The organism is Streptomyces sp. NPDC055103 (genome assembly GCF_053607625.1).
Map to the genome: position 1 here is coordinate 35000 of NZ_JBSGTX010000032.1, position 12851 is coordinate 47850.

Annotated in this window: 9 protein-coding genes and 2 pseudogenes; 7 read left to right on the top strand and 4 right to left on the bottom strand. The window is 72.8% G+C overall.

The window, feature by feature from the left end; translation table 11 throughout:
* Positions 1-6 precede the first annotated feature (6 nt).
* The 6 genes from pcaH to ACWFR1_RS21020 all read left to right on the top strand — a co-directional run bounded on the left by pcaH (position 7) and on the right by ACWFR1_RS21020 (position 6739).
* Complete coding sequence (gene pcaH / locus ACWFR1_RS20995) at positions 7-759, top strand: protocatechuate 3,4-dioxygenase subunit beta (RefSeq protein WP_453553290.1); 753 nt, start codon at positions 7-9, stop codon at positions 757-759.
* Positions 756-1361 carry a protocatechuate 3,4-dioxygenase subunit alpha gene (pcaG, locus tag ACWFR1_RS21000; protein ID WP_453553292.1) on the top strand — a complete coding sequence of 202 codons (606 nt, stop codon included), beginning with the start codon at positions 756-758 and terminating at the stop codon, positions 1359-1361. The genes pcaH and pcaG overlap by 4 nt, the downstream gene beginning before the upstream one ends.
* A complete protein-coding gene (gene pcaB, locus ACWFR1_RS21005) occupies positions 1348-2745 on the top strand; it encodes a 3-carboxy-cis,cis-muconate cycloisomerase (protein WP_453553294.1) in 1398 nt (465 codons plus the stop codon). The genes pcaG and pcaB overlap by 14 nt, the downstream gene beginning before the upstream one ends.
* A complete protein-coding gene (gene pcaDC, locus ACWFR1_RS21010; protein ID WP_453553296.1) occupies positions 2742-3911 on the top strand; it encodes a bifunctional 3-oxoadipate enol-lactonase/4-carboxymuconolactone decarboxylase PcaDC in 1170 nt (389 codons plus the stop codon). Before pcaB ends, pcaDC begins: the two co-directional genes overlap by 4 nt.
* A 49-nt stretch (positions 3912-3960) precedes the next feature.
* Positions 3961-5139: a 4-hydroxybenzoate 3-monooxygenase gene (locus tag ACWFR1_RS21015; RefSeq protein ID WP_453553298.1), complete on the top strand. Its 1179-nt coding sequence runs from the start codon at positions 3961-3963 to the stop codon at positions 5137-5139.
* Positions 5140-5344: 205 nt separating this feature from the next.
* Entirely contained in the window at positions 5345-6739 is a 1395-nt protein-coding gene (locus ACWFR1_RS21020; protein WP_453553300.1) for an NAD(P)/FAD-dependent oxidoreductase, read from the top strand.
* 12 nt (positions 6740-6751) lie between these two features.
* Here ACWFR1_RS21020 and ACWFR1_RS21025 read toward each other — a convergent pair whose 3' ends face one another.
* From ACWFR1_RS21025 to ACWFR1_RS21035, 3 genes and pseudogenes are all read right to left on the bottom strand, one after another.
* Entirely contained in the window at positions 6752-7414 is a 663-nt protein-coding gene (locus ACWFR1_RS21025) for a DUF4328 domain-containing protein (protein WP_453553302.1), read from the bottom strand.
* Positions 7415-7457: 43 nt separating this feature from the next.
* The gene (locus ACWFR1_RS21030; RefSeq protein WP_453553304.1) at positions 7458-8096 is read right to left on the bottom strand and encodes a response regulator; all 639 of its coding nucleotides are present in this window, start codon (positions 8094-8096) and stop codon (positions 7458-7460) included.
* Positions 8023-8886 (bottom strand): annotated as a pseudogene (locus ACWFR1_RS21035) (MMPL family transporter); the annotation flags it as partial. The gene ACWFR1_RS21030 and the pseudogene ACWFR1_RS21035, both read right to left, overlap by 74 nt.
* 259 nt (positions 8887-9145) lie before the next feature.
* On the opposite strand from ACWFR1_RS21035, the gene ACWFR1_RS21040 reads away from it, so the two are divergent.
* On the top strand, positions 9146-10633 hold the full coding sequence (locus ACWFR1_RS21040) for a SulP family inorganic anion transporter (RefSeq protein ID WP_453553306.1): 1488 nt from the start codon (positions 9146-9148) through the stop codon (positions 10631-10633).
* A 58-nt stretch (positions 10634-10691) separates the two neighbouring features.
* Here ACWFR1_RS21040 and ACWFR1_RS21045 read toward each other — a convergent pair.
* Positions 10692-12713, bottom strand: a pseudogene (locus ACWFR1_RS21045) (flavin monoamine oxidase family protein).
* Positions 12714-12851: the final 138 nt, after the last annotated feature.

A 12851-nucleotide genomic window follows, 5' to 3' on the forward strand; every position in this document is an offset into this window, starting at 1 on the left:
GACGTCATGACACTGACACAGCAGGACATATCACGCGAGATCGAGGGCGAGCGGAAGGACTACCTCGCCGCCGGCGAGGTGCGCCACCACCCCGCCCGGGACTACGCGCCCTACCGCAGCAGCGCGCTGCGCCACCCCCTCCAGCCGCCGGTCACCGTCCACGACCCTGAGGCCGTCGAACTCTCCGGACCCGTCTTCGGCGTCACCGACGTCACCGAGACCGACGCCGACCTGACCCTCGCCCACGCGGGGGAGCCGCTCGGTGAGCGGATCACCGTCACCGGACGCGTCCTCGACCGCGCGGGGCGGCCCGTACGGGGCCAGCTCGTCGAGCTGTGGCAGGCCAACGCCGCCGGACGGTACGCCCACCTCCGCGACCAGCACCCGGCGCCGCTCGACCCGAACTTCACCGGCTTCGGCCGCTGCCTGACGGACGACCGGGGCACGTACACCTTCACCACCATCAAGCCCGGGGCCTACCCCTGGCGCAACCACGACAACGCCTGGCGCCCCGCGCACATCCACTTCTCGCTCTTCGGCACCGCCTTCACACAGCGGCTCGTCACCCAGATGTACTTCCCCGGCGACCCGCTCTTCGCCTACGACCCGATCCTCCAGTCCGTCACCGACGACGCGGCGCGCGAGCGGCTCGTCGCCGCCTACGACCACGACCTGTCCACCCCCGAGCGGTCGCTCGGCTACCGCTGGGACATCGTCCTCGACGGCCCCGCCGCGACCTGGATCGAGGAAGGCCGATGAGCCGCGACCCGATGACCACCCTCCCCACGCCGGCCCTCCCGACCCCCGCCCTCCCCACGCCCTCGCAGACCGTGGGCCCCTTCTACGGCTACGCCCTGCCGTTCCCCGGCGGCCCCGACATCGCGCCCGCCGGACACCCCGACACCCTCAACGTCCACGGGTACGCGTACGACGGCGACGGCGCCCCCATCCCCGACGCCATCGTGGAGATCTGGCAGCCGGGCCCCGACGGCGACCGCTCCGGCGCCCCCGGCTCCCTGCGCCGCGACCCCGTCACCGGCGGGTACGCGGGCCGCGACGGCGTCACGTTCACCGGCTTCGGCCGGATCGCCACCGACGCCGACGGACACTGGGCCGTCAGGACCCTCCCGCCGGGCGGCGTCCCGTACCTCTCCGTCTGCGTCTTCGCCCGGGGCCTGCTCCACCACCTGTACACCCGGATCTACCTCCCGGGCCCGGCCACCGACGCCGATCCGCTGCTCACGGGCCTCACACCCGAGCGGCGCGCGACCCTGCTCGCCACGGAGGAGAGGCCGGGCGTCCACCGCTTCGACATCCGCCTCCAGGGGCCGGGGGAGACGGTGTTCCTTGACTTCCGCTGACCTTTTCGAGGCCGGGGAGAGCGCGGCGTACGACACCGGGCTCCTCACCCCCGTCAGCGCGGGCACGGCGGCCGAGCGCGCCACCGGCGACCGGGCCTTCCTCCAGGCGATGCTCGACGCCGAGGCCGCCCTGACCAGGGCGCAGGCCGCCCTCGGCCACGCTCCCGGCCCGGCCGCCGAGGCCGTGACGGAGGCGGCCCGCGCCGACCGCTTCGACGTGCGCGACCTCGCGCTGCGCGCCCGAGCGGGCGGCAACCCCGTCATCCCGCTCGTCTGCGCGCTCACCGCCGCGGTCCCGGCGGACGCCGCGCCGTACGTCCACCGGGGGGCGACCAGCCAGGACGTCCTCGACACCGCCGCGATGCTCGTCGCGGCCCGTACCGTTCCGCTCGTCACCGCCGAACTGCACCGGGCCGCAGCGGCGTTCGGGCGGCTCGCCGCCGCCCACCGGGACACCCCCATGGCCGGCCGCACGCTCGGCCAGCACGCCGTACCCACCACCTTCGGGCTCAAGGCGGCCGGCTGGCGCCACCTCGCGCTCGACGCCGCCGACCGGCTCGCCGCGCTCCGGTTCCCCGCCCAACTCGGCGGCGCGGCGGGCACCCTGGCCGCCTTCGAGTACCTGGCGGGCGCGCCCGGCAGCGGCCCGGCGCTCACCGAGCGGTACGCGGCCGAACTCGGCCTCACCGCACCCGTCCTGCCCTGGCACACGCTGCGCACCCCGGTCGCGGACCTCGCGGCGGCCCTCGCGTTCGCCGCCGCCGCCCTCGGCAAGCCCGCCGCGGACGTCCTCCAGCTCGCCCGCACCGAGACCGGCGAACTCGCCGAGGGCAGCGGCGGCGGATCCTCCGCCATGCCGCACAAGAGCAACCCCGTCCGCGCGACCCTCGTCGCCGCGGCCGCCCGCCAGGCCCCCGCCCTCGCCGCGATCCTCCTCGGCTCGCTCACCGCGGAGGACGAGCGCCCCGCCGGCGCCTGGCACGCCGAGTGGCAGCCGCTGCGGGAACTGCTCAGACTGGCGGGCTCCGCCGCCCACCACACCGCCGAACTCGCCGAAGGGCTCCACGTCCGACCCGACCGGATGCTCGAGAACCTGCACCGCACCCGCGGGCTCGTGACGAGCGAACGCCTCGCCGCCGCCCTGGCGGACGTCCTCGGCCGGGCCGAGGCCCGCGCCCTCCTCGACCGGCTCTCCCGGCGGGCGGCGGAGGAGGACGGCGAGCTCGCGGAGCTGCTCGTCGATGCCCCCGAGCTGATCGGCCGGATCACCTCCGAGCGGCTCCGCGCCCTCGCGGACCCGGCCGGCGCCACCGGAGCGGCCCCCCAGCTCGTCGACCACGCCCTGCGGAGGCAGCCCTCCGCCGACCCGGAAGGCCGCCCGTGACCAGCGTTCTCCACCACCGGACCGATGGCCCCGCCCACGCGCCCGTCCTCATCCTCGGCCCCTCCCTCGGCACCTCGCTCGCCGTCTGGGATGCCCAGGTCCCCGCCCTGGCCCGCCGCCACCGGGTGATCCGCTTCGACCTGCCGGGCCACGGCGCCACCCCCACCGAATCGCTCGGCGACCCGGCCCCCGGCGCCACCGGCATGGCCGACCTGGCGGCCCTCGTCCTCGACCTCGCCGACGAGCTCGGCGTCGAGCAGTTCGGCTACGCGGGCATCTCCCTCGGCGGCGCCATCGGCGCCCACCTCGCCGTCCACCACCCCGAGCGGGTCACCAGCCTCGCTCTCGTCTGCTCCTCGGCCCGCTTCGGCGAGCCGGAGGGCTGGCGCGAGCGGGCCGCCCTCGTCCGGGCCAAGAGCACCGACGCGGTGGCACCCGCCGCCCTCGGCCGCTGGTTCACCCCCGACTTCGCGGGCACACGCACCGCCGACCGCCTCGTCGACGACCTGTGCGCCGCCGACGCCGACGGGTACGCGGCCTGCTGCGACGCCCTCGCCACGTACGACCTCCGCGGCGAACTGTCCCGCGTCACCGTGCCCACCCTCGTCCTCGCCGGCCGATCCGACCCGGCCACACCCCCCGCGCACGCCCGCGAACTCGCCGACGGCATCCCCGGCGCGAGCCTCCTCGAACTCGCCGGCGCCGCCCACCTCGCCCCCGCCGAACGGCCCGAAGCCGTCCTCTCCGCGCTCCTCGGCCACTTCGCCGCCCCGGACTCCGCCGACAGCCGGTACGTCGAGGGCATGGCGGTCCGGCGTGCCGTCCTGGGCGACGCCCATGTGGACCGGGCCGTCGCCAACACCACCGACTTCACGGCCGACTTCCAGGACTACATCACCCGCTGCGCCTGGGGCGAGATCTGGACCCGTCCCGGCCTCGACCGCCGCACCCGCAGCTGCCTCACCCTCACCGTCCTGATCGCCCACGGGCACCAGGAGGAGCTGGCGATGCACGTCCGCGCCGCCATCCGCAACGGCCTCACCCCCGAGGACATCAAGGAGGTGCTGCTGCACTCCGCCGTCTACTGCGGGGTGCCCGCGGCCAACTCCGCCTTCGCGACCGCGCAGCGCGTCCTCACCGAGGACGGCACCCCGCTCTCCCTCTGACCGCCGGCTCCTCCCTCCCCCTCCCTCCTCACGCTCACGGAGACCACCCATGCCCCGCACCACCGTAGGCATCATCGGAGCCGGACCGGCCGGCCTCCTCCTCTCGCACCTGCTGCACCGGCAGGGCATCGACAACGTCGTCCTCGAACTCCGCGACCAGGCGTACGTCGAACGCCGCCAGCGCGCCGGCATCCTCGAACAGGACACCGTCGACGTACTGCGCCTCTCCGGCGCCGGCGCCCGCATGGACCGGCAGGGCCTGGAGCACCACGGCATCGAGCTCCGCTTCGACCGGCGCTCCCACCGCGTCGACTTCCCCTCCCTCACCGGCGGACGGTCGGTCATGGTCTACGCCCAGACCGAGGTGGTCAAGGACCTCATCGCCCTGCGCCAGGAGGCCGGCGGCACGATCCTCTTCGAGGCCGAGGCCCTGTCCGTCGACGGAATCGAGACCGACCACCCCACCGTCCGCTACCGCCACGAGGGCGCCGAGCACACCCTCGACTGCTCGTTCGTCGTCGCCTGCGACGGCTTCCACGGCATCGGCCGCCGCTCGCTCCCCGAGGACGCCCTCACCGTCACCGAGCGGACCTACCCCTTCTCCTGGCTCGGCATCCTCGCCGACGTCGCACCCTCCTGCGACGAGCTGATCTACGCCCACCACGAGCGCGGCTTCGCCCTCCACAGCATGCGCTCGCCCGAGGTCAGCCGCCTGTACCTCCAGGTCGACCCGGACGACTCCACCGACAACTGGCCGGACGAGCGGATCTGGGACGAGCTGGAGGCCCGCTTCGCCGTCGACGGCGACTGGAAGCTCAAGCGCGGCCCCATCACCGAGAAGAGCATCACCCCGATGCGCAGCTTCGTCGCCGAGCCCCTGCGCCACGGACGTCTCTTCCTCGCCGGGGACGCGGCCCACATCGTGCCGCCCACCGGCGCCAAGGGCCTCAACCTCGCCGTCGCCGACGTGACCCTGCTCGCCCAGGCCCTCACACGGCACCACACCCAGCACGACGAGTCGCTGCTCGACGCCTACTCGGAGACCGCGCTGCGCCGTGTGTGGCGGGCCGAACACTTCTCGTACACGATGACGACCCTCCTCCACACCAGCCCCGACGACACCGCCTTCGACCGCGGCCTTCGCCTCTCCCACCTGCGCTACCTCGCGAACTCGGGGGCCGCATCGGCCTCGCTCGCGGAGAACTACGTGGGCTTCAGCGACAACTGACGTCACGTCATCGCGCACGGTGAGGGCGGTCGCACGACGCGGCCGCCCTCACCGGGCTGCCCGGCGCGACCAGCGGAAACGAGGGCAGCGGCGAACCGGGACGCCTTATGTCAACACCATTGACCTTGATGCGTCCGGAGAGGTCTCATGGCGGCACTTCGGAGGCCCGCACCCCACCTCCGCGATCTCAAGGAGCCCCGCCGCCATGGACCCTCTCGCCTCGCTCCGGGACGTCGACCCGACCCCGTTCTGGCTCGACAGTCCCGAGAAGCCGCAGTCCGAGCCCGCCCTCGTCGGCGCGACCACCTGTGACCTCCTCGTGGTCGGCGGCGGCTACACCGGCCTCTGGACCGCCCTCGTCGCCAAGGAGCGGGACCCCTCGCTCGACGTGGTCGTCGTCGAGGCCGGCGAGGCCGGCGGCGCCGCCTCCGGGCGCAACGGCGGATTCGTCGAGGCCAGCCTCACCCACGGCCTGCACAACGGCCTCTCCCGCTGGCCCGACGAGATCGGGCTCCTGGAGCGCCTCGGCCGCGAGAACCTCCAGGCCATGGAGGACACCCTCGTACGCCACGGCGTCGACTGCGACTGGGAGCGCACCGGCTCCATGGTCGTCGCCACCGAGCCCTATCAGGTCGCGGACCTCCAGGAGGAGGTCGGGACCGTCGCCCGCCACGGCGGCGAGGCCGAATTCCTCGACGCCGACGCCGTACGCGCGGAGATCGACTCCCCGACCTTCCTCGCCGGCCTCTGGAACAAGCACGACGTGGCCATGGTCAACCCCGCCCGCCTCGCCTGGGGCCTCAAGCGGATCTGCCTCCGGCTCGGCGTCCGCGTCCACGAGCGCACCCCCGCCCTGTCGCTCGACGAGCAGGGCCACACCATGAGCGTCCGCACCCCCTACGGCCGGATCACCGCCCACAAGGTGGCCCTCGCCACGAACGCGTACCCCTCACTGCTGCGCCGCCACCGCCCGTACACCGTCCCCGTCTACGACTACGCGCTCATGACGGAGCCGCTGGACGAGGCGCGGCTCGCCTCCGTGGGCTGGCGGAACCGGCAGGGCTTCGCGGACATGAACAACCAGTTCCACTACGTCCGGCTCTCCGCCGACAACCGGATCCTGTGGGGCGGTTACGACGCCGTCCACCACTACGGCGGGCGCGTACGCCCCGAGTACGACCAGCGGCCCGAGACCTTCGCGACCCTCGCGCGCCACTTCTTCACGACCTTCCCCCAGCTGGACGGGGTGCGTTTCAGCCACGCCTGGGGCGGAGCCATCGACATGAGCACCCGCTTCTGCGTCTTCTTCGACACCAGCCACCGGGGGAAGGTCGCCTACGCCGCCGGCTTCACCGGACTCGGCGTGGGCGCGACCCGCTTCGGCGCGGAGGTCATGCTCGACCTGCTCGACGGCGCCCGCACCGAACGCACCTCCCTGGAACTGGTCCGCCGCAAGCCGCTGCCGCTCCCGCCCGAGCCGATCCGCTCGGTGGGCATCGGCATCACCAAGTGGTCCATGGCCCGCGCCGACCTCGACGGAGGCCGCCGCAACCTCTGGCTGCGGACCCTGGACCGCTTCGGCCTCGGCTTCGACAGCTGAACCACCGCTCCCTCACGTCATGTTGAGGTACGGCAGAGGGCCGGCCGGCTGCCCGGCCGTCACCCGGCGGATCACCGCGATCGCGAGGACCGAGTCCACCAGGGCGAAGACGTGGTTCATCGGGGTGTGGAAGTCGATGTGGTCGAGCACCAGGTGGTGGATCGCGACCGCGATCGGACCGTTGCAGAGGAAGGCGATCCACCAGGCGTTGATCAGCCACACGTCGAGCGGCGGGCCGCCGGCGCGCCGGATGTCGAGGGCGATCCGGCGCGGCAGCCACCACATCGCGAGCGGGATGACCCAGGCGCCGACGGCGAACCCCGGGGAGTACTTGTGCGTGCCCGGGGCGAGCACCTCGGCGTTGCAGCGCACGCGGTGGAACCAGATCAGGAACGCGATCCAGCAGGACACCTGGAGCACCGCGGGCAGCGGGACGAGGTCGTCCTGGAGCCACGGGGAGTTCTTGCCGCCGCTCGACATGATGTAGATGTCGGCGATGCCCGACGTGGCTATCAGGGCCTGGGCGACAAGGGCCGGACCGACGGGGTTCCGGAACCGGTAGCGGGGTCCTCGTATCGCCGCCGGGCCCACGGGCACGTTGTACTGATCCACTGATTCCCCCCAGAACGCGCTGCTGCCGACGTGGTCGTCCACAGCGACGGTGATCGTCGGCATCGTAGGGGGCTGACGATCATGGTGTCCCAAAGACACCGGTCCTTCACAGACGCGGCTCCCCGCGGTCCGGCAGGAGGCCCTGTTCCAGGGCCACGACCACCGCGCGCGTACGGTCGCTGACGTCCAGCTTCGCGAAGACGCGGAGGAGATGGGTCTTGACCGTCGCCTCGGCGATGACCAGGCGCTTGCCGATCTCGCCGTTGGACAGGCCGTCGGCCACCGCCCCCAGCACGTCCTGCCCCCGCGCGGTCAGGACGACCGGGGCGGGACGGCGCATCCGGGCGACCAGGCGTGCGGCGACGCGCGGGGCGAGGACCGTCTCGCCGCGGGCCGCGCCGCGTACGGCCTCGGCCAGCTGTTCGCCAGTGGTGTCCTTCAGGAGGTAGCCGATGGCACCGGCCTCCACCGCCCGCTCGATCTCGACGTCGGTGTCGTACGTGGTCAGGATGAGCACCCGGGTCGGGGCGGGACCGGACGTGATCGCGGCGGTCGCCGCGACCCCGTCCATGACCGGCATACGCAGGTCGACCAGGGCCACGTCGGGGGTCAGCCGCTCGACGAGCTCGACGCCCGCGCGGCCGTCGTCCGCCTCGCCGACGACGGCGATGTCCGGAGACGACGACGGCCCGGCCCGAGGTCGCCGCGGCGAGCTCCACGACGGCCTGGGTGGTGAGCCGCCCACCGGCGGCCCGGGCCCGCTCCTCGCGTTCCCGCTTGAGGTAGAAGAGGGTGTAGTCGACGCCGACGGCCAGGCCGATCAGAAGGATGACGTTGGTGCCGACCCCGGCGTCGGGGAAGACGTGCGAGGCGACCATCGACAGGCCGACGGCGGCCACGATCGAGGACAGCGCGAGCAACAGCGGGACGACCGCCATGACGACCGAGCCGAAGACGATCAGCAGGGTGATCAGGGTGACGGGCAGCGCGATGATCTCCGTACGGGCGAGGTCGTCGCCGCGGAGTTTGTCGACCCCCTTGCCGATCGAGGGGCCGCCGACCTCCTCGACGAGCAGCCGCGGGTGCGCTGCCCGGACCTCGGCGGTCTGCGCGAGCAGCGCGTCGACGTGCTGCTTCCCTTCGAGCTCGGCGCCCCTCATGGTCACGTCGACCCGCAGCGCGGTGCCTCGGGCGTCGGCGACCGGGTCGGCCACGGACAGCACCTCGGGCAGCTTCCGCATCCGGGCCACGACGTCGCGCGCGGCGGCGTCGGCCTCCGCCCGGTCGAGGGGGCCGGTGCCAGGAGCGGCCTGGACGACGACCCGCTCAAGGGGTTTCTGCTGGAGACCGCCCTCGGCGGCGAGGGTCTCGGCGCGGCCTGCCTCGCCGATGCGGAAGTCCTCGGTGGTGGCGGAGCGGGCTCCGACGGCCAGACCCGCGCCGAGGCAGAGGGCCACGAAGAGGAGCCAGCCGATCAGGGCGCGCCAGGGGTGCCGGGCGCTGTACCGGGCCATGCGTACGGTGGGGTTCGTCATGCGCCCCAGCCTCGCGGCCGGCGCCGCCCCGCCGACAGGCTCGGCCGGTGGAACCTGACGTCCACCGGTCGGTGGACAAGCGGGGGCCCGCGCGGGGCGGGAGCGCCGTACCGACGGTTCGCGGTGAGACACCAAGGACCTCCGTCCCGGCCCCAAGGTAGAGTGGTCCGTTCCCTCCTCCCTCCCGGCCCCGTCCGCCGCAGGCCGGTGCGCCCGAGCACGACAGGTTCCGTTCTCCTTGTCCTCCTCCGTTTCCGCCGTGTCCCCGGTCGCGCGCCTGCGCGGTCTGAAGCCCGGCTGGCTGCGCGACCCGAAGGTCTGGCGCACCGAGGTGCTCGGCGGCCTGGTGGTCGCGCTGGCGCTGATCCCCGAGGCGATCTCGTTCTCGATCATCGCGGGGGTGGACCCGGCGATCGGCCTGTTCGCCTCCTTCACCATGGCCGTGGTGATCTCCGTCGTCGGCGGCCGGCGGGCCATGATCTCCGCCGCGACCGGTGCCGTCGCCCTCGTCATCGCGCCCCTCAACCGGGAGCACGGGCTCGGCTATCTGATCGCCGCCGTCATCCTCGCCGGCGTCTTCCAGATCGCCCTCGGGGCGCTCGGTGTGGCGAAGCTCCTGCGGTTCGTCCCGCGCTCGGTGATGGTCGGCTTCGTCAACTCCCTCGCGATCCTGGTCTTCACGGCCCAGGTCAAGGAGTTGCGGGACGTGCCCTGGGCCGTCTACCCGCTGGTCGTGGCCGGGCTCGCGCTCCTGGTGTTCTTCCCCCGGATCACGACGGTCGTCCCGGCCCCGCTGGTCTCGATCGCCGTTCTTACCGTCGTCACCGTCGCCGCCGGGATCGCCGTCCCGACCGTCGGCGACAAGGGCGACCTGCCGTCCTCCCTGCCCGTCCCCGGCCTGCCCGACGTGCCGTTCACGCTCGACACGCTCACGCTGATCGCCCCGTACGCGCTCGCGATGGCGCTGGTCGGCCTGATGGAGTCGCTGATGACGGCCCAGCTGGTCGACGAGATCACCGACACCCGCTCCAGCAAGACCCGCGAGTCGATCGGTCAGGGCGTCGCCAACATCGTGACCGGCTTCTTCGGCGGCATGGGCGGCTGCGCGATGATCGGCCAGACGATGATCAACGTGAAGGTCTCCGGCGCTCGTACGCGCCTGTCGACCTTCCTGTCCGGCGTGTTCCTGATGGTGCTCTGCATCGTCTTCGGCCCGGTGGTCTCCGACATCCCCATGGCCGCCCTGATCGCCGTCATGGTCATGGTCTGCTTCGCCACCTTCGACTGGCACTCCGTCGCCCCGAAGACCCTCCGGCGACTGCCCGCCGGGGAGATCACCGTCATGGTGATCACCGTCGTCTGCGTGGTAACCACGCACAACCTCGCCGTCGGCGTCGTCGCGGGCTCGGTCACCGCGATGGTGATCTTCGCCCGGCGCGTCGCCCACGTCGCCGACGTCACGGCCGTCGTCGACCCCGACGGCACGACGGTCGTCTACCGCGTCACCGGCGAGCTGTTCTTCGCCTCCTCCAACGACATCGTCGGCCGCTTCCGGTACGCCACCGACCCCGGCAAGGTCGTCATCGACCTCTCCGCCGCCCACATCTGGGACGCCTCCTCCGTCGCCGCCCTCGACGCCATCGAGACCCGGTACGCCCAGCGCGGCAAGACCGTGGAGATCATCGGCCTCAACGCACCCAGCGCCGCCCTCCACGACAGGCTCAGCGGCGAGCTGACCGCCGGCTGAGGGCCACTGGTCCGGCGACCCTCACCGGTCCGATGACCCTCACCCGGGCAGGGCCACGTCAGCCCGTGTGCACCTTCAGGGCCGTACGCACGGCGGACTCCAGGGCGCCCTCGATCCACGCGGGCTTGACGGACGTGTGGCACCCGGCGAAGTGCAGCGGCCCCTCGGAGGTGGGGACGTCCGGGAACAGCTCGGTGTGCTGCCCCGGGAAGAGCACGGAGGCCTCCCCGTACGCGTAGTGGTCACGCATCCATGACTGGGTCCTGCACTTGGTGGTGAAGAAGACCTCGCAGCGGCGGCCGAAGACGGCCTGTACACCGGCGAGCGCCCGCAGGTACCGCTCCTCGTCGGCGAACGCGTCCCACTTCAGCGCGTCGTCGGCCCAGCTGTAGGAGGCGAGCATGATCCCTCCGTCGCTGCCCTCCATGGGCGCCGCGTGCTCGAAGTACATGAAGCGGTTGGCGTTGTCGCTGACCGAGCCGCCGCCCCGGACGTGCGACGCCTCCGGTTCGCCGTCCGCGACCGGCCGGAAGACGGAGAATTACTCCTTGAGGCCCGCGGGGACCGTCACCCCCAGGTCCTTCACGGACCGGTGCGCGCCGAGGTGGTCGCCGTGCGCGACCCCGCCCGCGCGGTACTTCTCGTACAGCCCGCCCTCGATCGAGTCCAGCGCCTCCTTCCACTCCGCCTCGGTGAACTCCCACCAGCGCCGGGAGAACTCCAGCAGCACCTTGGTCGCCGCGTCGTAGTGCAGCTCCGTGATCGCCCGTCGCTTGCCGTAGGCCAGCGGAGGAGCGAAGGTCACGTGGCGCAGCCCGGAGAAAGGGACGGTGATGATCGCCTCGTCGCCCTCGAACACCTCCGTCACGCCCTCCCCGCCGGTCTGGTGGTCCTCGGAGACGGTGTGCACCCTGACCTTGCCGCCGAGCCGCTCGACGCGCACGGCGCGCCTGTCGAGCCGCACCTTGCCCTTCACGGGCGCGTACAGCGCGTCGGCGAACAGAGCGGTGCCGCCCTTGATCTCCCAGAACTTCGTCTTCGGGTCGATCAGCGCGGCGGACAGGAAGCTGTGCATGAAGGACAGGTGCAGTCGCGAGGTGAGGTTCTGGATGGTGCCGACGAGATCGATCGTGCGGGTGTCGAGCCCGGCGACCTCGGTGAGGTATCGGTACATGGACCAGTGGCCGTACCGCTGGAGGACCTCGACCCAGCCCTCGACGAGGGGCGTCCCCTCCTTGTCCCGGACGAGCCGGCGCGCGGGTTCGAGGGCGTCCGCGAGGATGACCGCGGCGGTCTTCGTACGGTAGGCGTCCGGGACACCGAAGGTGTCGTTGATCCGCGCGGGATCCTTCTCGTAGTCGGCCCGGCGCATGTGGACGCCGTTGACGTGGATCCAGGTGCGGTTGGCCTGCTTCGACGGGTCCCCGACCTCCACGTCCACCAGGTAGAACTCCTGGCGGGGAAGCGCGTACTTCTCGATCAGCGCCATGAGGAGCGGGTGGCTCTCGGGCAGCCGCATCGCGCCGGCCTCGGCGTACTGCAGGGGGTCGGCGAAGGGCTGCTCGCCGTTCTCGTGGCCGCCCTTGCGGAACGTCTTGACGCGGCCGCCGACGCGGTTGCCGTTGGCCTCGATCACGACGACGTCGTGTCCGGCGCGGTTGAGCAGGTCGGCGGCGAGGAGTCCGGCCGGTCCGGCGCCGACGATCAGGACCCGCTTCGTGGCCTTCGCCCGACGGGCGGGCAGGCCGTTCTCGACGACCCTGAGGTAGGCCGGGACGAGGGACTCGTCGTGCTCGTCGTAGACGGCGATGGCACGGGCGACCGCGGTGTACGCCCGGGGGTCGGTGCCCGGCGGAGCGGCGGCCGGGACGGCGGCGGGCACCGTCGAGGGCGCGGTGGCCGGGCTCAGCGCGGTCGCGGACCCGGCGGAGGCGGCGGCGAGCCCGGCGGCGAGCGCCGAGGCGCCGGTGGCCGTGACGACGGAGCGCCGTGAGGGAGCGCTGATGCCCGGAGCGTCGGTGTCCAGCGCCTTGTCGTCCGGAGCGCCGCTGTCCGGGGTGTGCGTGTCATGAGTAGTCATCGCGCACACACTCGACGTACGGGCGTCCCACGGGCCAGCTCCGTCACACGGACGGGGAGCTAAACCACTCGTCCTGCTATATGAACGGTCTCCCAGGTCAACGCCACGGCCCCGGCGGGTCGATCAGTCGTCGTCCCG

Excerpts from the sequence above, each read along its gene's own strand:
- pcaH (WP_453553290.1), top strand. The coding sequence starts at position 7 with ATGACACTGACACAGCAGGACATATCACGCGAGATCGAGGGCGAGCGG.
- pcaG (WP_453553292.1), top strand. The coding sequence starts at position 756 with ATGAGCCGCGACCCGATGACCACCCTCCCCACGCCGGCCCTCCCGACC.
- ACWFR1_RS21015 (WP_453553298.1), top strand. The coding sequence starts at position 3,961 with ATGCCCCGCACCACCGTAGGCATCATCGGAGCCGGACCGGCCGGCCTC.
- ACWFR1_RS21020 (WP_453553300.1), top strand. The coding sequence starts at position 5,345 with ATGGACCCTCTCGCCTCGCTCCGGGACGTCGACCCGACCCCGTTCTGG.
- ACWFR1_RS21025 (WP_453553302.1), bottom strand. The coding sequence starts at position 7,414 with ATGCCGACGATCACCGTCGCTGTGGACGACCACGTCGGCAGCAGCGCG.